This window comes from Sporosarcina aquimarina (assembly GCF_019748715.1).
GTDB lineage: Bacteria > Bacillota > Bacilli > Bacillales_A > Planococcaceae > Sporosarcina > Sporosarcina newyorkensis.
The window spans coordinates 74,011-100,455 of sequence record NZ_JACLBZ010000025.1; the positions used below are offsets into that span (position 1 = coordinate 74,011).

Sequence of the window (26,445 nt, forward strand, 5' to 3'; positions counted from 1 at the left end):
GAAGTAACGTTATATGGAAAGCCACCACTATGTATTTAATTTTTAAAGAAAGGCAGGGGAAATTCATATGGACTTCATCCTTACATATCATTGGCAAGTGTTTATTGCAATTGAGATAGTATCTGTAATCTCGTTGTTGTTATTTGGTCTATTTCGCTATTTTTTCAGCAAACACAAATTCAGTATAATCTTTATTATTTCCTTCATTGCGTTATTGCTTATCGAGGCTTTGCTTGGATTGTATGTATATTTTCATACAGGTGAAATTTCGACATTTTTGATCGTCATCATGGTATTCCTTGCATACGCCTTCACGTTTGGAATAGCGGATTTTATCCGTTTGGATCGATGGATGAGGAAAACTGTCGGAAAGCTTCGTGGCGTTGAACTGTTGACAGAAAAAGACTACAGGATCATGAAACGAAATAAAAATCCTAAATATTTAGCGAAGAAATATCGGATTACATCGCTCATTCATTTAGGCATCTTCATTATTGGACAGTCTATATTCTGGTCTATGGGCACGAATAGTTTTGATGAAATGAAAGGGTACTTAATGGATCTCTCTTGGGTGGAGGTAGGGGATGCACAACATTCACCTTATCCAAATGATATGCTGTATGGAATTGGGGTTATCTGGGGTATTGCGTTCATTGTTGATTTTATTTACTCGTGGTCCTATACATTGTTTCCAAAAAAATAAGTGCAATTTTTATACCAATCTAAAGAATTCATCTTGACTGCTTCTGTCGAAATAGTATGATATGTGCCTGTGCAAGAAACTAATGCGTTTGTTTAAACGTTCATGGTTGTTTCACGAACAGGCATATTTAGAAATTATCCTAATAAAAAAGCGTTGAAGCTAACGTTTTGGCTGTAATTTCTTTTTGTTATAATCCTTAGTGAGGGGTAATGAGTCTGAGTACGATTATTTATGGTTTCTCTAATTGGTGTTTCTTAATATGATATTGCAGGCTTTGACGAGTAATACCCAGTTTACGGGCAGCCGCTGAAACATTCCATTCAGTTTGTTCGAGGGCAGACTGTATAAATTGTTTTTTTGATTGATTCAGTGCATTTTTAATTGGACGGCTTGCTTTTGATTCGTTTTCTCCTTCAAGCGCCTTTTGTTCAACTAAAATCTTACCACGTATATAGGACGGCAGATGATGGATCTCGATAGCTTTTGAGTCATCTGTAACTCGAATGACGATATTTTGAATTAAATGCTCTAACTCTCTAATGTTGCCCGGCCATGGATAGCGAAGTAATGCTTCTCGTAAAATGGGTGAGATTGGCGGAGCATTTATACCCATTTTGGATTGGAAAGTGTCAAAGAAATAATGAATGAAAAATAAGATATCTTCTGGCCGATCACGCAAAGGCGGTATGAAGAGACTGGTATTCGCGATACGATAAAATAAGTCAAGTCGCATTCGGTCTTCTTCTATCATCTTTTCCGGATCTTCATTAGACGCACTAATAACAGTGCAACGAACGGGCTTTACGTCATTAGATCCTACCCTTCGTACCAACCGTTCTTGTAACACGCGCATAAGTTTTGATTGCAATGTCATTGGCATGGAGTTGATTTCATCCATGAATAATGTTCCATCCTCCGCGTATTCAAATAATCCTACTTGATCTGTTGCGCCTGTGAATGCTCCTTTGACAGTGCCGAATAATGTACTTTCCAATAAGTTTTCTGGGATAGCAGCACAGTTAACAGCGACAAAGGGTTTGTCCCTGCGAGGGCTATGATTATGCATGCTTTGTGCAAACAGCTCTTTTCCGGTCCCCGTTTCACCTACGATAAGCGTGTCTGTATTATGAACGGACACAGCTTGCGCTTCTCTCAATAATTCCTTCAATACAGTACTTTTTCCTTTAATATCTTCAAAAGTGAAAACCGTTCCATTGTTCGCGAAAGTCTTTTCTTCCAGTTGCTGGCTAACACTTCGCTTCAGTTCAATCGTTTGATACAGTTGATCCTTTAATTTCGATTCATTTGTACTGATAGAAAAAACACCAATGGTATCCCCATCTTTTTTTATGGGATATGTACTATAGCTAACGTATTTTGGGACACCCCCTACTTTCGAGTGTGCGCGATAACGAGAAAATATAGGTTTACCTGTATCGAATACGTGGCGGTGCTCAGAGAATTGAGGATTATAGTTATAGGCATCCCATAAAGGCTTTCCTATTATCTCCTGTGCTTGTAAATCTTCCATTTTTTCTTGCGCTTTGTTATAAAGAGTAATTTCACCATCTCCATTACTCATCATCACTCCTTCATCGATTGTTTCAATTACTTTTTCCAAACAATACAGACGTGCTTCATTATTATCCAATTGGAAAGCAAATTCTTTAATACATAACACAATCAACTGTTCAGGCTCCGCAATTTGCTTAACAGAGACTTGGATTGGCTGCCCCTGAAGTTCTGTATAGAATTCTTCCTTATCAATAAATCGTAAATCATTCCGTCTAAATAACTTTTTAATATCGGTAGTGAGATCTATTGGAAAGGTTAGATTCTCTTGTAAATCGAACCATAAAATATTGTTCGTATGATCAAGAACAATAACTCCATCAACAAAACTTCGTACCAATGAACCTATTGTTTTAGCAAACATATAAAACAAACCCTCCTTTGTGTGAACAATTTTTATTGTATCACAGAAATATCTGAAAAGTCTGCATCTGCATGCAAAATATATCTGCATATCTAGAAAGTGCCTTTAATAGTGGATTCTCAAGAAAATACTAGGGGGAAAAGCAGGTGCAAAGAGAAAATATATCTGCAGGTGAGAATTGAAAGTGACTGATGGTCATAGTGAAGGATTTATCCTGTTTTACTAGATTTAAACCTTGATACAATCAGCTTTTGATTAAATATTAAAAAGTTATTTTTGATATTTTAGAAGTTGGCACGGTACTTGCAATATATAAATGTGAGAAACAGAAACTATCAATCTAGGAGGAATTCATTATGACAACTAAACCAGAAATCTTATATTCGGTAAAAGCACAAAGAGGGCCCGAACTACGCTGTAAAGGATGGAGACAAGAAACAATCCTTCGAATGTTAGAAAATAATATGGAAAATGCGGAAAAGCCGGAGGAGTTAGTCATCTATGGAGGGATCGGAAAAGCTGCACGTAACTGGGAGTCCTACCATGCCATCGTACAATCTTTAAAAGATCTAGAAGACGATGAAACATTAGTTGTTCAATCAGGTATGCCGGTAGCGGTGTTCAAGACTCATAAATATGCCCCAACGGTCGTCATGGCAACAACAAATATTATGAAAGCTGACTGGCCTACATTCTATGATTTACAAGATAAAAACTTAACAATTTATGCAAATTATACAGCAGCACCTTGGGAATATATTGGAACACAAGGAGTTATTCAAGGTACTTTTGAAACATTATCAGCTATTGCCCGCCTGCATTACAATGATTCTCTTGTCGGCAAAATCTTGCTGACGGCGGGGGCAGGCGGTATGGGAGGCAACCAGACTCGCGCAATGACGATGCACGGAGGCGTTTGTATCCTTGTGGATTCCAACGTAGATATTATCAATCGTCGTATTGAAAAAGGCTTTATCGATGAATTAGCGCCATCATTGGATGCTGCAGTCAAGAAAGCGAAAGAATATGCTGCTGCAGGTAAACCGTTGGGAATCGCAGTAGTCGGTAATGCTGCAGATGTATTTGAAGAAGTACTGAAGAGTGACTTCCGTCCAGATATTGCTACATCCATGACTCCGGGACATGACCCAATTTCATACTTGCCTGCAGGGTTAACAGTGGAAGAAGCTGAACAACTGCGCGACACAGATCGTACCCTGTATTTGGAAAAGGGGCGCGAAACGATGATTCGTGAATTGAAAGCATTGATTCAGTTCATGGACGAAGGGGTTCACGCATTTGAATATGGAACAAGCCATCGTAAAGAATGTATCGACGCAGGAATGGATGAAAAGGAAGCGAAACGCTTACCGGGTTTTGTAGCAGAATATATTCGCCCGTTGTTCTGTGAAGGTCGTGGACCATTCCGTTGGGTGTGTATGTCGGGAGAAGCGGAAGATCTTCGTAAAATTGATGACATGATTCTTGAGAAATTTGCAGATGACTACTTGGTGACGCGCTGGATCAAGCTGGCGAAAGAGCACATTCCGATTGAGGCATTACCTGCACGAATTTGTTACATGGGCTTTGGACAACGTAAAAAGTTTGCACTAGAAGTTAATGATATGATTCGCCGCGGTGAGTTGGCCGGACCAGTTGCGTTCTCTCGTGACAATTTGGATTCAGGCTCAATCGTTAACCCGACATTCGAATCTGAAAATATGAAAGATGGCAGTGACTTGATCTCAGACTGGCCAATGTTGAATGGTTTATTAAATGCCGTTGGTATGTGTGATTTGATCGCAATCCAAGCGAACTACTCAATGGGTGAAGCAGTTCATACAGGTGTAACAATGGTAGCGGATGGAACAGCTGAATCCGATATGCGTTTAGAAGTTGCAATGACTGTAGATTCCGGAATTGGAGTCGTGCGTCACGCACAGGCTGGATATGAGATAGCCCGTGATGTAGCGAACGGTCAAGGGGATCTGACGGATGAGAGTATCCAGATTCCATTATGGTGGGAGCGCAAGGCTACATTCGGACCAAAAGATCTGGAAAAAACTAACGCTAAAGCATAAGTAACAGGATTATTAGAGAAGTGGGTGGGGGACGTCAAGCACCTGTTTGACTTCCTCCCTTCTTGTTTGTCGCCAAAACAACAAGGGCAGGTGAAGTCGATGAACGATGTAAAACAAGATTTCGACAGAGTGGACAGTGCGTCTGCTGAAAGAGAAGGGAATATTTATTCTGTACGAAATATCTTCAGCTTTTTCTTCTTCAGTTTAATCGGCGTTTTCATGTTCTTTATTCCTATTGAAGTTAACGGGAAAAATTCCATTCCTTTAGATCATTTAGTTACTTGGATCAGGAATACCACACCGACCGCTGTATCGTATTACATCTTGTTGATTATGTTTTTAGGAGCTGCCTTTCCATTTTACTCAGGTAGCTGGAGGAAAACAAAAATTGAAATAGCATTATCATGCTTAAAGGTACTAGGCGCCATCTCAGCAGCTATGGTTCTATTTGAATTTGGACCAAAGTGGTTGTTGGCAGAGGACATGGGACCATATTACTTTTCGATAGTTCTCACGCCAATCGGGGTTTTGGTACCAATTGGTTCGATCTTTTTGGCGCTTCTTGTGGGGTATGGATTATTGGAGTTTATTGGTATTCTGATGCAACCAGTTATGAGACCGATATGGAAGACGCCGGGACGTTCCGCGATTGATGCCGTTGCTTCGTTTGTTGGCAGCTATTCTATTGGTCTTTTAATCACTAATCGTATTTATAAAGAAGGGAAATATTCTAGACGTGAAGCAACAATCATTGCGACCGGATTTTCTACTGTATCTGCTACATTTATGGTAGTCGTAGCAAAGACACTGGACTTAATGGAAATTTGGAACTTGTATTTTTGGCTTACATTCCTTGTCACATTTTTAGTAACGGGTATTACAGTAAGGATGTGGCCAATTAACAAAATTCAAGACGATTATTATACGGGTGAAGGTCAGCCTGAGAAAGTGATCAGTGAAAAGAGAATCCAACATGCGTGGCATCAGTCGATGGTAACAGCACAAAATGCACCAAGCCTTCTTAGCAATGTCTTATCTACTTTGAAGGATGGCGTGTTAATGGCGATGAGTATCCTGCCATCTGTCATGGCAATAGGACTTCTTGGTTTAATTCTGGCCAATCAAACTCCGGTGTTTGATTATTTAGCTTATTTGTTTTTACCTTTAACTTGGATTTTACAGATTCCTGAACCGTTTTTAGCTGCTAAAGCTGCCATGATCAATTTGGTGGATATGTTTTTACCCTCATTGATGGTTGTAGAAGCTAGTTTGCACACTAGATTTATCGTCGCTTCAATTTCTATTTCAACAATTTTATTTTTCTCGGCACTAATTCCGTGCATATTATCTACGGATATTCCAATTAAAATGCGTGAGATTGTGGTTCTTTGGTTTATTCGAACGGTCTTATCACTAATTATTGTGACGCCGTTAGCATTTCTGTTTTTGTGAAAACGTTTACAATTTTAGAGTTATTGTATTGTCTAAATGGAGGTTTTTATGATGAATCAACTGCAAGGAAAAACCAAGGTCGACCTGGTCATTCGCCATGCTGCTGAGGCATTGACTTGTAAAGGTGAGGGGATGGCTGAGCTCGGCGTCATTAAAGATGCTTGGATTGCGGTGAAGGACGGTCGCATTGCAGGCGTTGGCACGGAAAGGGAGGGAAGCGATTCAATTGATCTGGATAATGCATCTCAACTTGACGCGTCTGGAAAAGTTGTGGCACCTGGATTTGTAGATTCCCATACGCATCTCGTATTCAACGGTACACGAGTGGAAGAGTACGCCGCAAAGTTAGCTGGAGACGATAAAAAGAAATTAGAAGAACTAGGTATTACAACAGGACCGAATCGTACGATTGAATTAACACGGCATGCATCGGAAGAGGAGTTGTTTCAACAATCCAAAAAACGGATGATGAACATGCTTAATTACGGCATGACGACAATCGAGAGCAAGAGCGGCTATGGATTGACGACAGAAAGTGAAATTAAAATCTTAGAAGTGGGACGCCGACTTGATAGAGAAACCCCAGTGGATGTTTACAATACATTTTTAGGTGCGCATGGCTTTCCTGAGGGTGTAACAAAAGAAGAATATCTCCGTATTATTATCGAAGAAATGATTCCGGAGGTCGGTGAACGCAAGCTCGCAGAATTTTGTGATGCCTGGTGCGATGATGGATATTTCACGGCAGAAGAGTCTGAACAGATATTGGAGGCTGGATTGAAATATGGCATGAAGCCGAAGCTTCATGCGGACGCATACTCCTATATTGGCGGGTCTGACTTGGCGGTAAAAATGAATATGGTATCCGTTGATCATCTGAATTATACCCCAGTAGAAGTAATGGAGAAATTGGCGGAATCAAAGGTTACGGGTGTATTAATGCCTGCTCTAGATTTTGCCGTGGGACATAAGAAACCTTTCGATGCTAGAAAGATGCTGGACTTGGGAATGAATATCGCTCTAGCGACGGATTTATGTCCCGCCTGCTATACAGAATCCATGCAATTCGTTATCAATCTAGGATGTAAACTTTACAAATTCACCGTCGAAGAGGCTATTAAAGCAGCCACGTATGGTGGGGCTTGTGCCCTGGACTTAGATGATCGTGGTGTAATTGCAGAAGGGAAGGTAGCAGATTTACAAATTTGGTCTATTCCTTCTTATGTCCATATTGCATACGAACTCGGTACGAATATAGTGGAAACTGTTTTGAAAGATGGGGAAGTTGTAGTCGATCATGCAGAAATACAGTAAGAAAAGGAGAATGTTAGGATGACAAATAAACAAGTAAAGAATAATGCAGCAGACTGTGTTAATGAAAAACGGTTGTTGGATTTATTTTTAGAGCTGGCGAAAATTGATGGTCCGAGTGGAAAAGAACAGAAAGTGGCTGACTATCTAAAAGAAGCTCTACCTGAACTTGGATTCACTCTTCAATTTGACGAAGCACATAAAAACTTCGATGGAGAGGTAGGGAACTTGATTGCTTACAAAGAAGGAACGGATTCATCTGTACCTCCATTGTTTTTCTCCACTCACATGGATACAGTACTCCCCACTAAAGATTTAAAGCCGGTCATCAAAGATGGTGTAATCTATTCGGACGGCACGACGATTCTCGGAGCAGATGACCGCGCTGCATTAGCTGCTTATATTGAAGGGGTTCGTGCAGTAATTGAAAGCGGTATTCCGCATGGACCGATCGAGCTTGTCTTAACGGTCAATGAACAACCTGGTCTCGTGGGTGCGCGTTATTTAGATTACAGCAGACCCAAAAGTACATTTGGCTATATATTTGACAGCAGTGGCGATGTAGGGCAAACCATTTTGAAAGGACCTTATAGCAGCAGGATCTGGATGAAAATAAAAGGCAATGCCGCGCATATTGCGCTGAATTCAGAGGAAGGTAATAACGCATTTATTTTAGCGGCAGCAGGTTTATTGGACATCAACCTAGGTGAAATTGATGAAGAAACATTGGCAAACATTGGTATTATCGAAGGCGGAGAACTTACTTCTATTATTCCAGGAGAGGTAACAGTTGCAGGTGAAGTGCGCAGCTTTTCTAAAGAAAAACTGGATAAACAGTTAAAGCATATGGAAGATGCGATGCGAAAGGCCGTGGAGGCCAGAGGTGGTTCAGTGGAAGTAACAATTGAGAAAAAGTACAGCGGCTTCTCGATTCCTGAAGATCATATATTAACTCAAACTGTTTTGAATGCATCGGAGAATATTAAAGTAAAGCCGTACTTGACTGAAACACTTGGCGGCGCAGATACTAATGTGCTCAATGAAAATGGCCTAATTTGCTTAACATTAGGAAATGGCTTCCATAACATTCACTCGTTCCGAGAGTGTATTAGTGAAGAAAATTTAACAAACACAGGGCGTCTGACAGCAGCATTAATTCAGCAATGGTATGAAAGCCAGAAATAAATTAGATAGATAAATTGGAAACATCCTCATTTAATCCAAATTAGATAATCAGGGGGAATGAACGTGTTAACGAATCCCGTATTTATTTCTGTAGTAGTATTAACCGTTTTAAGTCTGGCAAGAGTACATGTGATTTTCGCCATTTTAATGGCGGCTATCACGGCAGGACTCCTTTCCAATTTGTCATTATCGGATACTCTTTCTACCTTCCTTGGTGGAATGGGTGGTCAGTCTGAGACTGCGTTAAGTTATATTCTCCTAGGGATTTTTGCAGCAATGATTGCGCATTCAAACATTACCAAAATGCTGATCGATAAATTATTGTCTGTTAAAAAGATGAATAAATATATGTTATTGCTGATGGTTGCCGGTTTGACCTGTCTATCGGGAAACCTAATTCCAGTGCACATTGCGTTCATACCTATCCTAATTCCGCCGTTGCTAATTTTCTTCAACTATTTACGCTTAGACAGACGAGCTGTCGCTTGTGCTCTGACATTCGGTTTGAAGATGCCTTACATTTTGATTCCGGCAGGCTATGGACTGATATTCCATGGCATTATTGTGCAGGAAGTTAGCAGTAACGGCATGCCTGTCACATTATCACAAGTACCTCTAGCAATGGCAATCCCGGCACTTGGTATGTTCGTAGGATTGTTTATCGCAATTTTTTTCACGTATCGTAAACCGCGAGATTATGAAACGGAGGAAGAACGTGCTAGCCATGCAGAGATATTTGCATCTTCTGTTCAATTAGCGGCTGGTACGGAACGTGTCAAACAGAAGTTCGAGGTACGTGACGTACTGACGCTCGTTGCAATTGTTGGGGCTCTGGTAGTTCAAATTCAAGTGCAATCATTAGTACTCGGTGCGCTTGTTGGAATTATTGTAATGTTTGCTGCAAGGGTTGTCACATTGGGTGAAGGAGAAGTAGTCGTTCAGGAAGGCGTAAAACTTATGGGTGCTATTGCCTTCGTTATGCTTCTCGCCTCTGGTTATGCAACGGTTTTAAAAGATACAGGCTCAGTAACTAATTTGGTGACAGCTGTTGAAGGGTATTTCAGCTATGGAAAAGTGGCTGGTGCTGCATTACTATTATTAATAGGACTATTAGTAACAATGGGAATAGGAACATCTTTCGGAACAGTTCCCATTCTGGCCGCTGTATTCGTCCCGATATGTATGGTAATGGGATTCAGCCCCCTTGCTACAATTGCATTGATTGGTACAGCGGGAGCATTAGGAGACGCTGGTTCACCGGCTTCAGATAGTACGCTTGGACCGACTTCAGGATTGAATGCAGATGGTAAACATCATCACATTTGGGACACTTGTGTACCTACATTCCTTCATTATAATATCCCTTTATTTATTTTCGGGATATTGGCGGCAGCAATTTTATAATATAAGAGGATAAGAGGTGGTTTAGTTGAGTAAAGAAATGGTAGTCCATTTAGATGGGGAGTCATTAGATCGTCAGCTGATCGAACGCATTGTTTTTGACGAAGTAGAAGTCGATATTTCGGATTATGCTTTAAAGCGTGTGCGGGAAAGCCGCGAACGTATTGAGAAACAATTAAGAGATGGAAAGGTTATCTATGGTGTCAATACAGGTTTCGGGAAACTGAGTGATATTCAAATTGAAGAAGATGATATTGCGAAATTACAGCTGAATCTGTTGCGTGCGGATGCTGTTGGAGTGGGTGAACCCTTATCTAAGCCAATCGTACGTGCCATGATGATTTTAAGAGCAAATGCTTTAGCGAAAGGATTCTCCGGAATCAAGGAAGATACACTTCAATTATTAGTTCAGATGATCAATAAAGGCGTTCATCCAGTCGTGCCGTGTAAGGGTTCAGTAGGTGCAAGTGGTGACTTGGCCCCACTAGCGCACGTAGCTATCGTTTTAATTGGAGAAGGTCGTGCAGAGTATGAGGGTGAAATTCTGACCGGCGGAGAAGCGTTGCGGCTTGCCGGATTAGAACCTGTTACTTTACAGGCTAAAGAGGGACTAGCTTTGATCAATGGGACTCAAGCTATGACTGCAGTAGGCGTAATTGGATTTAATGAAGCTGAACGCATTGGCTATGCTGCGGACATGTCAGCTAGTTTGACAATGGAGGCACTTCAGGGAATTATAACAGCATTTGACAGCGAGCTATTGGCAGTACGTCCGCATAAAGAATTGGAAGTGGTTGCCTCCCGTATTCGTAACTGGTTGGAAGGAAGTCAACGTGTGACTAGCCAGGGGCAGATTCGCATGCAAGATGCGTATTCCATACGCTGTATCCCGCAAGTACATGGTGCATCTTGGCAAGCATTGCAGTATGTAGAGGATCGATTAAGCGTGGAAATGAATTCCGCGACAGATAACCCTATAATCCTTGAAAATGGAGAAATCATTTCCGGTGGCCATTTCCATGGACAGCCGATTGCTTTGGCAATGGATTTCATGAAGGTTGGATCTGCAGAACTCGCTAATATTTCAGAGCGTCGGATTGAGCGTCTGGTTAATCCACAATTGAGTGGATTGTCCCCATTCCTTGCCACGGATCCAGGATTGGAATGTGGCTTGATGGTCGCCCAATATGCAGCGGCAGCATTAGTTTCAGAGAACAAAGTACTTGCACATCCGGCAAGCGTGGATTCCATTCCGACATCCGCTAATCAAGAAGATCATGTCAGTATGGGAACGATTGGTTCGAGACAAGCACGTGAAATCATTCATAATAGTGCACGTGTCATTGCGATTGAATTAATTTGTGCATCCCAAGCGATTCATTTAGAGCAAGCGGAGAATGAACTGGCTCCTGCAACGAGTGCTTATTTGGAGAAGGTTCGTAAAATTTGCCCACCGTTGCTAGCAGATCGCGATATCTCTGAACAGATCGAAGAATTAGCGCAGTTCCTATTACGTGATGATACGTTAACACAGCAAAAGTTATAAGAACGTTGTATTACCTTTACTCAATCTTTGGTTTGACGATATGCAGAATCTTCAACTGAAGAACTCATAATTACTCTCCCTATAAAAATAAATTATAAAAGGTTGTCGGAAAAGTCGTTTTAAATGACTTTTTGCGACAACCTCTTTTTATTTTCATACTCCGTTCGCATCAATTATGCAATATGCATAGTTGTTTGCATGCAAGTAATTTCTGCAAGGGGGTGATGTAGACACTCTCTTTTTTAGCCGGTCCGATTATGCTATTTAAAAATTTAAAAGCAGATAATATTTAGACCCTGAAAGTGTCAGTGGTAAATGATGTAGAAGAAAGTCTGAATTTAAATTGGATTAGGATAGAAAAGCAATAGTTTTTTGGTATTGCAGATTTCCGGTACTTATCCTATCTTGCAATGAAAAGAAATTACTTCTCGAGTAGTCCTATACACGGACTTACTTTTTAAAAACTCTGATTTCTCTAAACAACTTATAGATATGTTTGAATTGCATCCAGTAGGCTATACCCACCCAAGAAAGTAGCGATCAAGATAACTACTACACCTATAATATTAAGCAAGACGGAATTTCGCTTGTCTCCCAATAGTTTCTTATTATTCATGATGACGAACAAAAAGATTGCTACTACAGGAAGCAAGATACCATTCAAGGCTTGAGCCATGAGCAAGACATCCATCGGACTGAAACCAATTGCGGAAGTAATGATACCGATAATGATAACGCTCGCGAATACCATTTTGAACTTTTTGTTTTTCATTCCGTTTTCCCATTTCATAACGCTGCTGATCGCGACTGCCGCACCGAGAGGACTTGCAATTGCGGATGAAAACCCTGCGGCAAAAATCCCGATGGCAATGAAGACTTTAGCCCAAGAGCCGAATAATGGCTCCAATTGGTAGGAAAGGTCGGCTACACTGTTGACTTCCATTCCGTACATCGTCGTACCGGCTGTAATCAATACAGCTGCAGTAATCAAACCGCCTACACAGATTGAAATAATCGTATCCCATCTAGCCTCTTTTAAATCGCTCGCCTGTGTCCAGCGTTCCTGTACCATCGAAGAGTGGATGAAGAAATTGTATGGAACAACTGTCGTTCCAACCAGTGCGATGATCATGATGATGGAACCGGCAGGCATAGAAGGAACAAATGCCCCTGAAAATACTGCGCCAAGATCAGGCTTCACAACAATCATTGTTGTGATAAATGTCAGACTCATAATGACGACTAAGGTAATCATCAATTTTTCTATCAACTTATAACTGCCTGATAGTCCTAAGAACAAAATAGCCACGCCTATGAAAGGGCTTACAACATTAGCTGGAATAGATGTCAGGGTAGAGATTCCTAGCGAAGTACCCATCAAATCCCCAGAAATGTATGCGGCGCACCCTACGCCGATTGAAATGATGACCAGCCAAATCGATGCGAATTTCAGCAGCGGCTGTTTGAATTGATCGTGTATTGCTTCCCCGAGTCCCTTTTGGGTAATCACACCGAGACGTGCAGACATCTCTTGCAGAACAATGGTTGCGATGATGGAAAATACAACTGCCCATAAAATCGCATATCCAAATCCTGCTCCCGCCCTTGTTGCGGTTGTGACTGTACCGGGTCCGATGAATGAAGCTGTAATAATGGCTCCAGGCCCCATCGCTTTGATTTTAGCCAACAAGCCCTTTTTCTTAACTAGATTTGCAGATACCATATCAGCTGTCATTTCTTTTTCCCCCTAATTCTTAACACACTATAAGTGAAGGAAAATATACTTATTTTTCCTCAAGTGAGTTGTAAATCGTTTGTTTTGATACCCCTATTAATTCAGCAATCCGATCAGTCGATCCTTGTATGAGGAACATACCCTTGCTTTCCAAGTGGCGGACGAACTTAATTCGGTCTTTTCGTTTTAGATTATCAATGTCAATTCCAAGCTCCACAATCGTGCTTTTAGTAATTTGGTCAAATACTTCATCGATATGGGTAGCATAGGACTCATCAAATTGTTGGTCCGAATTGTTCGTCTCTGGGAGGATCATTTCTCCTAATACTTGATGTAATCGGTTCATCTCCGTAATGTCCAAGTTGATGCCTAAGAATCCGATGACTTCACCGCTCAGGTTTCGTATAAATACGATAGACGTCTTGATGATCTTACCTCTTGTTGTATTCGTTATGATGCCATTGAAGTCCTTAATGTCTTCAGGTTTCTTCTTCAGTTCCTTTAAAATAAATTCAGTAGTAGGAGCACCAAGGCTCCTTCCAGTGACATCGCCTTTTAAATAAATTAAAGAAGACTCCACATCTGTTATGTCGTGTATGACAATTTCACAATTGACATTGAAGATTCCATAGATTGCATCTGCCATTCGTATATATGCGTCAAAAAAATGATTGTTTTCTCTCATGGTAAATGAACACTCCTCAGTATAAATATCCTTTCTAGTTTCCTATAGATAAGGTGAAAAATCGAGCACTATTACTAAATATAGATATATTTACCTGAGGAGAATATGAAATTCCTTTAATTACTGCTTGATATTCTGCTGATTGTGCAGAATGTTTCCTGCAAGTGCATACAAAATGAGAGTGGAAGCAAAGTGAGCAGATAGTTGATTAGGATCTTGCTGCGGATAAATTTCCACGAAATCCATTCCAATCACGCCTAATTTACAAATCTCGTGCACTAATGTCAGTAGTTCATATGAAGTCAATCCATTTCCATCTACTGGTCCGCCTGGATTAAATGCAAAATCCAATACATCACTACAGATGGTCAGGTATACACAGTCGACATCCTTGGAAGCCATTGCATGAATTTCTTTTGCAAGTTCCTTTAAATCTTTATGCCCTCGGATATCATTGACAGTCAATGTCACCGCACCCGCAGCTTTTGCATTGCGTCCGCTTTGAGGTTCGTTACGCGGACCGTGAATTCCTGTGTGGATGATGCTCTCATTGCGTACGCCTTCCTGTTCGTAAAGTCGGGCGAATGGACTGCAGCGTGCATACTGATCGCCATTGTGTGAAGGCAAGTTGTCATAATGTGCATCTAAATGAATGATACCGACCTTTTTTCCTGTCTCTGTTATGGAGCGGACAATCGGAAACGTGATGCCATGATCTCCACCTAAGCCAACGACGAATTTACCAGACTTCCACAGATCAGAAGTGAAGGAGGTAATTCGTTTCATTGTCTCATCGACATCTGCAGGCACAACATCAACATCTCCTACATCACCGAGTGTGACGTGTTCGAAAACGTCCATATCATTGATTTCTGGTAGATAACCAGAATATCTTGCAGAACATAAACGCATAACTTTTGGTCCTAGTTCACAACCCGTATAGTCGCCCCACGTCACAGCGCCTTCCCAAGGAACTCCATACACCAATACATCTATATCCGAAAAGTCTTTTGTGGCCGAGATATTTTTTGCTCCTAACATACAAGGAGTATTTCCGTAAATTGTTTCAACCATTATTGCAACCACCTTTACTTTTTTTAAACTGTTTTTAATTATATTAAACTCATGTTTAAGAATTGTCAAATACTTTTAAAAAAAATAAAAACAAGATTTTTAAATCGGAACAAAAAATGAGCGAATAAAAAGGAGATCGATTTTCATCGAAACTCCTTTGTGTATTATCAATATATCCAATTTTGAATACACTGAATTAACTTTTTAGCACCTGGAGATACATGTTTAAAAGAAGTGGCGGCAATGCCAATAGAACGTGAATAATTTCCCTCCAATGGAATTGCGCGAATGTTTTCAGGTAAGCGATATAATATCATTGACGGCAAAATACTGATGCCAAGACCATTTTGCACCATAGAGATGATAGCTTGATCTTCTTCGATTTCATATTGAATAGGTGGAGTAATTTTATACTTTTTAAAGATTCTACTGACATCATTGTCAATAGTGGATTTAGGCATTATGAAACCTTCGTTTCGAAGTTGCTCATAATGAATCAGTTCATTGTGAAAGAGTGGATGTGTATCTGGGACAATGCAAAGCAACGGGTCTGTTATGATAGGGATTGTATCAAACGAGCTTGCAGTGGGGAGGGATAAAAAACCGAAGTCAATTTTTCCTTCTGAAATCCACTCTGTAATGTCATCATAGTTTCCTTCATATAGCTTAATCTTAATCAGTGGAAAATCTTCCGAGAACTTTTTAAGAATGAGGGGAATCCATTGAATCGATACGCTTGGAAAAGTGCCGATTCGAACAATACCTGTCTCAATGCCATTAAATTCTGATGCCTTCTGAAGCATTTGCTCATTTAGCTTTAACATACCTTGCATATATACGAGCATTTCACTGCCGTTTTCTGTTAGGCTTGTGCCCGATCGATTTCTAATTAACAATGTAAATCCAAAGTCGGCTTCTAGACTTGCGATAGCATGACTTACGGCAGACTGTGTAAGTTTAAGTGTTTTTGCTGCTTTTGATAAACTTCCTAATTCCACGACAGTCCTGAAAATCTCGAATTTTATTAATGACATAACTCTCACCTTTCTCACACATGAATATAATTAATATATAACATTATAAACATTCATTTGACTTATGTAAAAAATGAAAATTATAATAGAGAGAATAATAAAATGATTGGGGATATTATAATGACTAGACAATGGGGAATTAGCACGGAGCTCATCCACGATCAACATACAACAGAAAGAAAAATAGGTGCTGTCGCTCAGCCGATTGTACCAGCTGTTGCTTACTCATTCGAAAATCATAAGATGGCGTCTGATACGGTATCTGGAAAAGAAGATGGTATTTATTATGGCAGGTATGGCAATTGTACATTGCGTGCATTTGAAGAAAAAATGGCGGCACTCGAAAATGGGGAAGCAGCCCTTGGTCTGGGTTCGGGAATGGCGGCCATATCATCCACGCTGTTTGGTGTATTACAAAACGGGGATCATCTGATTGTCACAAAAGATGTTTATGGAGGTACATATCACTTTTTAACGACATTGGCACCGCGATGTGGGATATCGTTCAGTTTAGTGGATTGTACGGATATCGATTGTATCGTGAAGGCAATTCAGCCAAATACAAAAGCAGTCTATATTGAAACGCCATCCAATCCATTGCTTACGATTTTGGATATTAAAGCAATTGCGCAAGTGACTAAACAATATGATCTTCCGCTCATCGTAGACAATACGTTCATGTCGCCATGTTTGCAAAAACCGTTGGAATTAGGCGCGGACATCGTAATTCATAGTGCAACAAAATACTTGAATGGTCACGGAGATGTTATGGCCGGCGTAATTGTTGCAGATGCAAAATTTATTCATTTTATACGCCAACAAATTATGGGCGATCTTGGACAAGTATTAAGTGCGTGGGATGCATTTTTGATTTTAAGGGGGCTGAAAACACTTGGGTTAAGAATGGAACGTCATTGTAGTAATGCCCACAAGATCGCGACATTCCTGGAAAATCATCCACTAGTGGAAAAGGTATATTATCCAGGATTGAAATCCCATCCGCAATATGAAATCGCTGATCGGCAAATGAAGGGGATGGGCGGCATCGTGTCGTTTGAAATGAAAGGCGGAAGTGCGACGGCGACGGCTTTTATAGATGCTTTGAAATTGTCGATGATATCCTTTAGTCTCGGTGATCCGGAAACGCTCGTTCAGCACCCGGCGACGATGACGCATTCATCGTTGCCTGAAACGGAACGGCTTGCTGCTGGTATTACAGATGGTCTCATCCGACTATCAGCAGGGCTTGAAGATATTGAAGACATCGTTGCTGATTTGGAGCAGGCTTTTGATAAGGTAAATGAATTAAGTAAACGAAACGGAGTGGGTACACATGCGTGAAGTAAAAGATTTGGAACCAGTATCAATGTATACAATCACGGCTAAGTTAATGAATCATACAGTGGATATTGTCACGGACAGGTTTGGAGAAGAAGGAAAACGTATGATGCAGGCAGGCGTTCAAAATGTAGTGGATGAACAACAAGCCGAAGGAAATGGACAGTTAACCGGGCAGGCGCTATTTTCATTTGATAAGCTATTTGACGATGAAAAAATCAAAGAAACATTCCAGTCCTACAATAAAGCGCAACAGTCAGCGGGGCAAGAACCCCATACAATGTTTGCGGTAATGGCAAAATTATTTGCGCATATCGCAAAGTCCGTAGTGGAACGATTCGGCAAAGAAGAAGGGGAACGGGCGATGATGGATAGTGTCGGTGCTTTCGGCGAAGAACGCGGTCGCGATATTGCCCGTCGTGCTGCTGCTGTCGGGAAGCCAAATACGATGGATAATTATTTATCTAATTATGACATGGGTCGCAGTGAACTGTTTGAGTATGAAACCCTTTTTCATCCAACCGAAATTGAACAGACGTTTACAAAATGTGCGTTTGCAGAGCAATGGAAAAAAGACGGGATGGAGGACTACGGAATCCTATACTGCCATATGATCGACCCTTCGATTGCTAGGGGATTTAATCCGAACTTTGAAGTGATACATGATCAATATGTTTTAAAAGAAGGTGTCTGTCACTTTCAGTTCCAAATGAAAGATGAAGAGAAAAGTGATAGAGGGTTTTCCAAATGATTAATAAACAACGTCTCTGGGCTCGATTAATGGAACTAAGTGGCATTGGAAAGCAAGAAAGTGGAGGCGTCACTCGCTTTTCTTTTACGAGAGAAGAACGCGAAGCAAAAGCGTTGGTCTCTTCATACATGACAGAAGCAGGCATGACAGTTAGAGAAGATGCTGTAGGAAACTTGATCGGTAAGAAAGAAGGTCGGCAAAAAAATGCGCCAGCTGTTCTGATGGGTTCCCATATCGACACAGTTCTGAACGGCGGTATGTTTGACGGGGCTCTAGGTGTGATTGCAGGCATCGAAGTAGTTCATGCGATGAGCGAAAGAGATATACAACCTGACCATCCGATTGAAGTGATCGCTTTTACGGATGAAGAAGGAAGTCGTTTTGGTTTCGGTATGATCGGCAGCCGGGCGATTGCTGGTACGTTGACTGACAAGGACCTAGAGCAACGTGATGAAAATGGGATAACGATTGCAGAAGCGATGGAGGAATCGGGTCTTGATCCTAAACTGGTGGCAGACGCCGCGAAAGATCCAGCTGACGTAAAAGCATATGTGGAACTGCATATCGAGCAGGGGCGAGTGCTTGAGAATCATGGTCTCGCGGCAGGGACCGTTTCCGGGATCGCGGGCCCGCTTTGGATGAAATGGACGATTACTGGAGAAGCTGGACACGCGGGTGCAACACCGATGAATATGCGGAAAGATCCCTTAATGGCTGCTTCAGAAATCATGCAGTTTATAGAAGGAGAAGCAAAAAAGTACCCGAATCTTGTAGCGACAATTGGACGAATTGCCGTGAAGCCAGGCGGTGTTAATGTAATTCCTTCCGAAGCGACTTTTACGCTTGATCTTCGGGATATCGATGAAGAAATAAGACAGCAGGCTGAGGAAAAGATGGTTGCTCACGCGCAACAAGTTTGCCGCGACCGAGGAGTAGAGATCGAATTTGAAACGTTGCAAAGGGTCACACCGGTTCCATGCTCTGCAGTCATTCGGCAGACGATACAAGCAGCTTGCCTAAAACTGGGCTTGAAATCTTTCGAGCTTCCAAGTGGTGCGGGACATGATGGGATGCAATTTAAGGACTTCTGTCCGATCGGCATGGTTTTTGTCCGTTCTCAAAACGGCATTAGCCATAATCCAGAGGAATGGAGTACTAAGGAAGATTGCGGGAAAGGCACGGAAGTTTTGTATGAGACGGTATTGTCGCTGGTAAGCGAAGTATGAAAAAAAGAGATGTCTAATGTGTTGATGTTTTTGCAAGTAGGATAGATATTGTAGTGTGAATTTTTGAATAGCGCAGGCAATACGAATTCATGTCGTGTTGCCTTTTTTGGTACTTATATTTAGTTATGCGGGTAGTATTAGTGTGATTTTAAGGAGAACCAGATCCCCTCTAAATTCAAAAATATTTTGGGTGCTACCTCTTGATATGGCGAACAAAGTAGAGTCGCAAATCGTGACGCTTAAGGAAATTGGATGACTTCCTTCCGGCTATAGCGTAAATAAACTCTAACCCCCTGTATCAGTACATAACTAATCTAGGTATAGTTATGTACAAAAAGGACAAGATGACCGGGTTAGATAGTTGATAAGTATATTGACAATTCGGAAATTAGGTTATATTGTGTAATACAAGTTCTTGTATGGTACATGCAAGATAATCTTTATTTTAATTAGTCAATGAAAGTGTATGGGCTTCATCTAAAGAGCTAGTTACTATTGAAAAGTATCTGAAATATTTTTAGCTTTTTGAGTATGAATTCTAAGGTGAAATTTAATTTTTAGAAAGGTGTGCTGAAAATGGGGAGAGAACTATTTGAAAAGGGCTTGAAAGTAAGAAAAGAAGTGTTGGGGGAGGAGTATGTCAATAAGTCAATAGAGTCTGCTACAGATTTTAATAAAGAACTGCAACAACTGGTAACGGAGTATTGTTGGGGAGAGGTTTGGACGCGGGAAGGCTTGCCTAGAAAGACCAGAAGCATTATTAATATTGCAATGTTAACGGCACTTAATAGACCTCATGAATTAAGACTTCATATAAAAGGTGCATTAAATAATGGCGTTACTGAAGAAGAGATTAAGGAAGTGTTGTTGCAGACAGCAATTTATTGTGGAGTTCCTGCTGCGATCGATAGTTTTAGAAATGCAAAGGAAATTATTGAAGAGTATAAGAGTGGAAAAGAAGTTTGAGGGTTTTTAAACAAACCCATAGATGCTCTACACAGTAAAATAGGATGTAAAGAAAAAAGAGCTGTTACAATGGACCATTAATTGTCAAACAGCTCTTTTTTAGATTTAATTTAGTTCATAAAGGAGGGAATATTCTAATGTTTCATCTGAATCTAAGAAGAAAAATAATGTTGGTTTCTTTTCTGTTCTTATGTATACCTGCACTTTTGATCGGGATCGTAAGCTATCAATTGTCTTTGAACAGCCTGAACGAGTCAGGAAGATTAATGTTAAAAAACAGTGTAAAGCAAGCAATTGAAACAATAAAAATGATGGATCAAGAAGTGAAGCAAGGGAATATCAGCTTGGAAGATGCACAAGAATATGTAAAAGTATCTGTTTTAGGAGAGAAGTCAGCTGACGGTACCCGCCCTATTAATAAAAATATAGACCTCGGTGAGAATGGTTATTTTTATATTATTGATGAGCAAGGGAACCAAATTGCGGATCCATACCTGGAAGGTACGAACACTTGGGACTATCAAGACAGCGATGGAGATTACTTCTTTCAAAATATGATTAAGAATGTCCAAGCCGATGGGTCAACCTATATGGACACATTGTGGGAGCTGCCGGACAGTCCTGGTCAAATGGCGTTGAATGTCAGTTATGCGGAGTTGGAACCGACTTGGGGTTGGATTTTGAGTACGAACAGTTTCTATCAGGATTTTAATAAAAGGGCAAAGGCGATCATGACCGCACTTGCCATTACACTTGCTTTATCTCTAGCGGTTGGGGCAGTCATTATTTATTTTTTCTCACGCAGCATTTCCAATCCTTTGATGGCATTATCAAGTCAAGTCAAACAAGTAGCGCAAGGAAATCTCGCAGTAGATGTTCTGGAAGTGAAAAATAAGGACGAAATAGGGATACTCGTCCAAGGTTTCCAGCAAATGATACACAACGTTCGCCAATTGATTACAAAAATTACAATTACGTCGGATGAAGTTGCAGCGTCCGCAGAACAATTAACGGCGAATGCAGAGCAAAATACAGAAGCAACTGAACATATTGTTGCAGCAATCCAGGAAGTAGATCTTGGGGCAGAAAAACAGACAGAAGGCGCGGATGTAATCGAACAGATGATGACCAGGATGGATACAGGACTGCAAGAGATTGCGACCGATTGCTTGGGCGTTTCAGGAGTGGCTCAAACCTCATCGGCGGAGGCAGAAGAAGGAAATAAGCTTTTGCAACAGTTGATAGGTCAAATGAATATGATCCGCACGACGGCCGCAGAGTCTAGTTCATCGATTGAAAAATTAAAAGTTCACTCTGAGAAAATCGGTACGATCGTAGAAGTCATAGGAAATATCGCCAAGCAGACAAATTTACTAGCTTTGAATGCGGCGATTGAAGCAGCGAGGGCTGGTGAACATGGAAATGGATTCGCTGTTGTTGCCAATGAAGTCCGTGTCCTGGCAGATCAATCTACAGAATCTGTGCAGCATGTTACAAACTTAGTCATGGAAATTCAGAATGAAACAGATAACTCAGTTGTAGGCATGAATGGAGTAAATGTAGAAGTGGGCAGCGGGATCAAAATCGTTAATGAGACCGAACGAAGGTTTGAGTCCATTTTGAATTCGTTAAACCAAGTTGCCGGCCAAATTCAAGGCGTAGCAACCACAACGCAACAAATGTCGGGAAACAGCGGGCGAATCACGGTCTCAGTTAAAGAGTTGAATCAAATCGCTAGGGATTCCTCCAACCATTCCCGTAGTGTAGCAGCGTCCAGTGAAGAGCAACTTGCCTCTATGGAGGAAATTGCTGCTTCAGCTTTTTCATTGTCCCGTATATCAGAGGAACTCCAAACATTAATTGGGGAGTTCAAAGTAAAATGATTAATGGGCAGGTGAGGAGCTCGGCGTCCTGATTTTGGGACGAATCTTTGTAACGGTTTTCAAAGTATTGAATGATCAGTGAAAGATATTGGGCGCTTATATTTTAATTAGACGAAATGGTAAAACAACGCGATGCAAGATTTGTACGCGTTGTTTTTCGTATACAGATAGTTATTGAATATAAAGTAAAATGGAACTGAGCCGTGAAAACGTTTAATTTGATCAACTGATCTTATGTGGATAAACAATGAAATATGACTTTAATCTATTATTTAAATAGTCCGTTGGTAATGTGTTTTTAATAGTGTATAAAAAGTAGGTTTGGACGGGTAAGAAAATCTGGATAGTATATTGACAATTTTGAAAGTAGGATATATTCTGTAATACAAGTTCTTGTATGGTACATGCAAAGGGAGCGGAAATTATGTTTGTATGTAAACGCTATCAAACATTTAGGGGAGGAGAGAGACTCAAGAGCTAAGGTTTCTTTGCATTCATATTGTGTACATGTTAATAGATTGAACATTAGGAGGGGAATTATGACGAAAAACTATTGGCAGTTTATTCGTGAAAAGGTTGATTGGCCTGTGTTCTTATTTAGTGGAGGCATACTGTTAGCATTCGTATTATTTTCATTCTTTAAAGTGGATGCAGTCAGTAATTTTGTGAATAAAGGATTTGATTTGTCCATTCGCTACTTTGGGGCTTACTGGCAATTTCTTATGATGGCTACCTTTGTTGTTGGAGCGGTATTAGCAGTATCAAAGTACGGCAAAGTCCGTCTTGGTGACGCAAAAAAACCCGAAATGTCTTATTTTAAATGGGTAGCTGTAATCCTGACGACTGGTCTTGGTGCAGGGGGAGTCTTTTGGGCAGCAGCTGAGCCTATGTATTACTTTCTGGATGTGCCTCCCATGCATAAAGGAATTGTAGGAGGTACCGAGGAAGCAATAGGACCCGCTTTAGCTCAGAGTTATATGTCATGGGGATTTACTGCATGGTCTGTTTACGGCGCAATAAGTGCGATTATTTTGATTTATGCGCACAAGCATAAAGGAATGCCGCTGAAGCCTAGAACTCTGTTATATCCAATATTGAAAGAAAAAGTGTTAACGAGTAAATGGGGTGCGGCTGCCGATGTGTTTTGTATTATAGGGGCTGCAGCAGGTACGATCGGCCCAATAGGTTTTTTGGGGTTACAAGTCAGCTATGGGGTAAGTTCGATTTTCGGCATACCTGATACGTTTATAACACAGCTTTCTGTGATCGTTATTTTGACAGGAGTAGTACTCGTATCCACGCTCACAGGTATTGAAAAAGGGATTCAATTTTTAAGTAAGCTAAATGTGAATATGGTTGCGGTGATTGCCGTCTTTTTATTGTTACTGGGTCCTGGTTTATTCATTATCAATTCATTCATGTCTTCCTATGGGACGTATATTAGTGAATTTGTAAATATAAGCACATTCCGTGGCGATGAAGCGTGGCTTGGCGGTTGGATGCTGTTTTTCTTTGGATGGTTTATAGGTTTTGGTCCATTGGTGGCATTATTCGTGGCGAGAATATCGAACGGCAGAAAAATTCGTGAAATTTTTGTAGTAGTTGCTGTCATAGCACCGGTCGTTACAAACTTTTGGTTTACTGTACTTGGTGGAACAGGTATCTTCTATGAGCTGAAAAACTTAGGTTCTGTCAGCGGACCTTTAGAAGAGGGTGGATTGCCAAGTGCGATCATCGCTATAGCAGGACAAATGCCGTTAGGAAGCATAATGCCATCTGTTTTCTTGATCTTGACGACGTTATTCGTTGTGACGACTGTAGATTCCATGTCTTATTCCATCTCAATGGCTGTGACGGGAGACGGAAACCCACCGAAAGTTGTCCGCGTGTTTTGGGCTGTTATTATGTCCACTATCGCTACAATTCTCATTAAAATTGGCGGTGGAGGAATCGGGGCATTACAATCCTTTGTTGTAATAGCAGCAGTTCCGGTATCGATCCTTTTACTTCCAGTTGTATGGTATGCACCGAAAGTTGCTAGAGTGCTGGCGATTGAACAAGGGATTGTCAAAGAGGAGCAAGATATGGTCATGATCAAAGAAGTTGCAGCTGATCGGGAAACAGAATTAAAAAGCCAATAAGATATATTACAATAATCTAAATACTCGTTGACATTTGAAAAGTTAGATAATATACTCATCTCATAACTTGTATGGTACATGGTAGGTTACTAATTCGATATGAAGAAGTTATTACCGTGGACATGATTCATACAAAGAGAGGTGATTGTGATTACACAGAAAATACAAACGGTCAGTATAACGGCACAAGTTACCAATGCAATACGAGAGGCAGTTACCTCAGGAGAATACGAACCCGGAAAGCAATTGTCAGAAGCAGCGTTATCTCAGTATTACGAAGTGAGCAGGACTCCGATTAGAGAAGCGCTGAAACAATTGGAAAGAGAAGGGCTTGTCGAAATCATTCCCCGTGTAGGCACTTGTGTAAGAAAGCCGACTGAACAAGAGCTTGATGAGCTTTTCACAGTAAAGGAAGCGTTAGAAGGATTTGCAGCAGGACTCTTGGCGGAAAGCCAGGACCCGGTAGCGATCAAAGAACTTGAAGAAGCCGTCAATTTAATGGAAGTTGCCGCCCGGAAAAATGATACGAATCTATACGTGGAAGCGAATGAACAGTTTCACGCGGCGATTCTGGCAGGAGCGAACAATTCCAAATTAAGCTATTTACTTAACTTGATGCTGAATCAAATTCCATACCAACGCTACGTCCATATAAGTATCAACGATCCAGAACGTTTAGTTAGATCGCTTAAAGAACACCAAGTGATACTAGAAGTGATTTTGAAAGGCAAACGTGATGAAGCTGAAGGCACGATGAGACGTCATGTCGAAGCAAGTGCTAAAGGATTGAAAGCAGGGATTGCCAAAAAGATGAGTGCGAGCTCAGTTAATTAGGAGGAGAAACATTATGAAATTTGGAGTATTTGCAAACCTATCAGGCCCAGGACGCCATGATGAATATTATAAAGTGTTGGACGAGGCTCGTGAGCAAGCGATTTATTGCGATGAAAACGGTTACGAATCTATTTGGTATACGGAACATCATTTTGGCCACGAGGGAAATGAGTTAATCTCAAATCCGCTCATGATGGGTGCAGATATTGCAGCTCGTACAAAAAATATTCGAATTGGTCAAGCAGCAAACGTAGCAACGTTCTGGCATCCTTTACGTTTGGCAGAAGATATTGCGATGCTTGATCAGTTGAGTAAAGGCCGAGTTGAGGTAGGATTGGCCCGTGGTTTGTACGGTCGGGAAGCAGCCAACTTGAATCCTTTATCCGATCCGAAAAATAACGATCAAAACCGAGCGGTATTCGAAGAAACACTGGAAGTCATGAAAAAAGCATGGTCTAACCGTTTCTTCTCCCATAAAGGCGAGTACTTCAATTTCCCGGCAGACGGGTTGTCATGGAAACATCCGATGAGCCCGCCTTCTCCAGAATTCATGGATATGGAAAAAGGGGAAATCAGCAAAATCTCGCTTATGCCGAACACTTACGAAAATCGCATGCCGAACATTTGGCAAACAATTGACTCACCTCGTTCAATTGAAATCGCTGCTCAAACAGGAATTAACGGGATCTTCTGGATGCCGACTGTAAAAGAGCTGAAGCAACGTTTTGAGCTATATCGTGATAAAGCTTCTGAAGCAAGAGGTGTTGAAGTACCACTTGGCCAAGGAATTGCACTTGTGCGTGATGTCTATGTCGCAGAAACAATGGAAGAAGCCCGTGCGGATTTCGAAGAGGCTGTACTAAATACGTACCGCTGGATCTGCCATTGGAGAGGCCTCAGCAACTTGCTTGATCCGGGTGAAGTGCTGAAAGAAGGACAGGAACTTGATTTTGACTTCTTGTTCCATAGAAATATGTTGGTTGGAACGCCGGAATACGTAGCAGGTAAGATTCAGGAACTCCAAGATGAGTTGAACTTGGAAACCTTGCTGCTATGGACAAATCACAGCACATTGCCGCATGAAAAAATCATGAAGAGCATGAAGCTATTTACGGAAGAAGTTATGCCAATATTCTCAAAAACAAAATTGGAGGTAAATTAAT

At 41.0% G+C, this 26,445-nt stretch carries 20 protein-coding genes; 15 read left to right on the top strand and 5 right to left on the bottom strand.

Translation table 11 applies throughout. The features are described from left to right. Window positions 1–67: 67 nt before the first annotated feature. Window positions 68–703: a hypothetical protein gene (locus H7J92_RS12395; protein ID WP_078817531.1), complete on the top strand. Its 636-nt coding sequence runs from the start codon at window positions 68–70 to the stop codon at window positions 701–703. Window positions 704–932: 229 nt separating this feature from the next. Here H7J92_RS12395 and H7J92_RS12400 read toward each other — a convergent pair whose 3' ends face one another. Continuing rightward, entirely contained in the window at window positions 933–2,639 is a 1,707-nt protein-coding gene (locus H7J92_RS12400) for a sigma-54 interaction domain-containing protein (RefSeq protein ID WP_221837242.1), read from the bottom strand. A 356-nt stretch (window positions 2,640–2,995) separates the two neighbouring features. On the opposite strand from H7J92_RS12400, the gene hutU reads away from it, so the two are divergent. From hutU to hutH, 6 genes are read left to right on the top strand one after another with little or no spacing between them, the layout of a single operon-like run. Further along, window positions 2,996–4,720: an N-tau-methylurocanate hydratase gene (gene hutU / locus H7J92_RS12405; protein ID WP_078817529.1), complete on the top strand. Its 1,725-nt coding sequence runs from the start codon at window positions 2,996–2,998 to the stop codon at window positions 4,718–4,720. Between the two features lie 24 nt (window positions 4,721–4,744). After that, on the top strand, window positions 4,745–6,172 hold the full coding sequence (locus tag H7J92_RS12410) for a YjiH family protein (protein ID WP_176132526.1): 1,428 nt from the start codon (window positions 4,745–4,747) through the stop codon (window positions 6,170–6,172). Window positions 6,173–6,220: 48 nt separating this feature from the next. Next, the gene (gene hutI, locus H7J92_RS12415; RefSeq protein WP_246602891.1) at window positions 6,221–7,486 is read left to right on the top strand and encodes an imidazolonepropionase; all 1,266 of its coding nucleotides are present in this window, start codon (window positions 6,221–6,223) and stop codon (window positions 7,484–7,486) included. 18 nt (window positions 7,487–7,504) lie between these two features. Continuing rightward, a complete protein-coding gene (locus H7J92_RS12420) occupies window positions 7,505–8,668 on the top strand; it encodes a M20/M25/M40 family metallo-hydrolase (protein ID WP_221837249.1) in 1,164 nt (387 codons plus the stop codon). 57 nt (window positions 8,669–8,725) lie between these two features. Beyond that, on the top strand, window positions 8,726–10,072 hold the full coding sequence (locus H7J92_RS12425) for a Na+/H+ antiporter family protein (RefSeq protein ID WP_221837252.1): 1,347 nt from the start codon (window positions 8,726–8,728) through the stop codon (window positions 10,070–10,072). Between the two features lie 37 nt (window positions 10,073–10,109). Continuing rightward, on the top strand, window positions 10,110–11,615 hold the full coding sequence (hutH, locus tag H7J92_RS12430; RefSeq protein ID WP_221837278.1) for a histidine ammonia-lyase: 1,506 nt from the start codon (window positions 10,110–10,112) through the stop codon (window positions 11,613–11,615). A gap of 484 nt (window positions 11,616–12,099) precedes the next feature. Here hutH and H7J92_RS12435 read toward each other — a convergent pair whose 3' ends face one another. From H7J92_RS12435 to H7J92_RS12450, 4 genes are all read right to left on the bottom strand, one after another. Then, a complete protein-coding gene (locus tag H7J92_RS12435) occupies window positions 12,100–13,350 on the bottom strand; it encodes an Nramp family divalent metal transporter (protein WP_221837254.1) in 1,251 nt (416 codons plus the stop codon). 49 nt (window positions 13,351–13,399) lie between these two features. Next, complete coding sequence (locus H7J92_RS12440) at window positions 13,400–14,035, bottom strand: helix-turn-helix transcriptional regulator (protein WP_221837256.1); 636 nt, start codon at window positions 14,033–14,035, stop codon at window positions 13,400–13,402. A 120-nt stretch (window positions 14,036–14,155) separates the two neighbouring features. After that, on the bottom strand, window positions 14,156–15,109 hold the full coding sequence (locus H7J92_RS12445) for an agmatinase family protein (protein WP_040758616.1): 954 nt from the start codon (window positions 15,107–15,109) through the stop codon (window positions 14,156–14,158). Window positions 15,110–15,276: 167 nt separating this feature from the next. Then, a complete protein-coding gene (locus H7J92_RS12450) occupies window positions 15,277–16,143 on the bottom strand; it encodes a LysR family transcriptional regulator (RefSeq protein WP_078817526.1) in 867 nt (288 codons plus the stop codon). A 117-nt stretch (window positions 16,144–16,260) separates the two neighbouring features. Between H7J92_RS12450 and H7J92_RS12455 the strand changes: the two genes are divergently transcribed. The 8 genes from H7J92_RS12455 (at window position 16,261) to H7J92_RS12490 (ending at window position 26,444) form a co-directional block, all read left to right on the top strand. Beyond that, window positions 16,261–17,484, top strand: a complete 1,224-nt coding sequence (locus H7J92_RS12455; RefSeq protein ID WP_050804670.1) for a trans-sulfuration enzyme family protein — start codon at window positions 16,261–16,263, stop codon at window positions 17,482–17,484. Beyond that, complete coding sequence (locus tag H7J92_RS17705; protein ID WP_245799479.1) at window positions 17,477–18,232, top strand: L-2-amino-thiazoline-4-carboxylic acid hydrolase; 756 nt, start codon at window positions 17,477–17,479, stop codon at window positions 18,230–18,232. The genes H7J92_RS12455 and H7J92_RS17705 overlap by 8 nt, the downstream gene beginning before the upstream one ends. Next, complete coding sequence (locus H7J92_RS12465) at window positions 18,229–19,458, top strand: Zn-dependent hydrolase (RefSeq protein ID WP_221837257.1); 1,230 nt, start codon at window positions 18,229–18,231, stop codon at window positions 19,456–19,458. Before H7J92_RS17705 ends, H7J92_RS12465 begins: the two co-directional genes overlap by 4 nt. 576 nt (window positions 19,459–20,034) lie before the next feature. Further along, the gene (gene pcaC / locus H7J92_RS12470; protein WP_009766391.1) at window positions 20,035–20,424 is read left to right on the top strand and encodes a 4-carboxymuconolactone decarboxylase; all 390 of its coding nucleotides are present in this window, start codon (window positions 20,035–20,037) and stop codon (window positions 20,422–20,424) included. A 137-nt stretch (window positions 20,425–20,561) separates the two neighbouring features. After that, window positions 20,562–22,307: a methyl-accepting chemotaxis protein gene (locus H7J92_RS12475; RefSeq protein ID WP_221837258.1), complete on the top strand. Its 1,746-nt coding sequence runs from the start codon at window positions 20,562–20,564 to the stop codon at window positions 22,305–22,307. Window positions 22,308–22,846: 539 nt separating this feature from the next. Further along, window positions 22,847–24,448, top strand: a complete 1,602-nt coding sequence (locus H7J92_RS12480; protein WP_040758597.1) for a BCCT family transporter — start codon at window positions 22,847–22,849, stop codon at window positions 24,446–24,448. A 147-nt stretch (window positions 24,449–24,595) separates the two neighbouring features. Beyond that, window positions 24,596–25,282 (top strand): GntR family transcriptional regulator, encoded by a 687-nt coding sequence (locus H7J92_RS17960; protein WP_245799478.1) that lies wholly within the window; start codon window positions 24,596–24,598, stop codon window positions 25,280–25,282. A gap of 13 nt (window positions 25,283–25,295) precedes the next feature. After that, a complete protein-coding gene (locus H7J92_RS12490; protein WP_221837259.1) occupies window positions 25,296–26,444 on the top strand; it encodes an LLM class flavin-dependent oxidoreductase in 1,149 nt (382 codons plus the stop codon). Window position 26,445: the final 1 nt, after the last annotated feature.

Excerpts from the sequence above, each read along its gene's own strand:
- H7J92_RS12395 (WP_078817531.1), top strand. The coding sequence starts at position 68 with ATGGACTTCATCCTTACATATCATTGGCAAGTGTTTATTGCAATTGAG.
- H7J92_RS12400 (WP_221837242.1), bottom strand. The coding sequence starts at position 2,639 with ATGTTTGCTAAAACAATAGGTTCATTGGTACGAAGTTTTGTTGATGGA.
- hutU (WP_078817529.1), top strand. The coding sequence starts at position 2,996 with ATGACAACTAAACCAGAAATCTTATATTCGGTAAAAGCACAAAGAGGG.
- hutI (WP_246602891.1), top strand. The coding sequence starts at position 6,221 with ATGATGAATCAACTGCAAGGAAAAACCAAGGTCGACCTGGTCATTCGC.
- H7J92_RS12420 (WP_221837249.1), top strand. The coding sequence starts at position 7,505 with ATGACAAATAAACAAGTAAAGAATAATGCAGCAGACTGTGTTAATGAA.
- H7J92_RS12425 (WP_221837252.1), top strand. The coding sequence starts at position 8,726 with ATGAACGTGTTAACGAATCCCGTATTTATTTCTGTAGTAGTATTAACC.
- hutH (WP_221837278.1), top strand. The coding sequence starts at position 10,110 with ATGGTAGTCCATTTAGATGGGGAGTCATTAGATCGTCAGCTGATCGAA.
- H7J92_RS12435 (WP_221837254.1), bottom strand. The coding sequence starts at position 13,350 with ATGACAGCTGATATGGTATCTGCAAATCTAGTTAAGAAAAAGGGCTTG.
- H7J92_RS12440 (WP_221837256.1), bottom strand. The coding sequence starts at position 14,035 with ATGAGAGAAAACAATCATTTTTTTGACGCATATATACGAATGGCAGAT.
- H7J92_RS12445 (WP_040758616.1), bottom strand. The coding sequence starts at position 15,109 with ATGGTTGAAACAATTTACGGAAATACTCCTTGTATGTTAGGAGCAAAA.
- H7J92_RS12450 (WP_078817526.1), bottom strand. The coding sequence starts at position 16,143 with ATGTCATTAATAAAATTCGAGATTTTCAGGACTGTCGTGGAATTAGGA.
- H7J92_RS17705 (WP_245799479.1), top strand. The coding sequence starts at position 17,477 with ATGCGTGAAGTAAAAGATTTGGAACCAGTATCAATGTATACAATCACG.
- H7J92_RS12465 (WP_221837257.1), top strand. The coding sequence starts at position 18,229 with ATGATTAATAAACAACGTCTCTGGGCTCGATTAATGGAACTAAGTGGC.
- pcaC (WP_009766391.1), top strand. The coding sequence starts at position 20,035 with ATGGGGAGAGAACTATTTGAAAAGGGCTTGAAAGTAAGAAAAGAAGTG.
- H7J92_RS12475 (WP_221837258.1), top strand. The coding sequence starts at position 20,562 with ATGTTTCATCTGAATCTAAGAAGAAAAATAATGTTGGTTTCTTTTCTG.
- H7J92_RS12480 (WP_040758597.1), top strand. The coding sequence starts at position 22,847 with ATGACGAAAAACTATTGGCAGTTTATTCGTGAAAAGGTTGATTGGCCT.
- H7J92_RS12490 (WP_221837259.1), top strand. The coding sequence starts at position 25,296 with ATGAAATTTGGAGTATTTGCAAACCTATCAGGCCCAGGACGCCATGAT.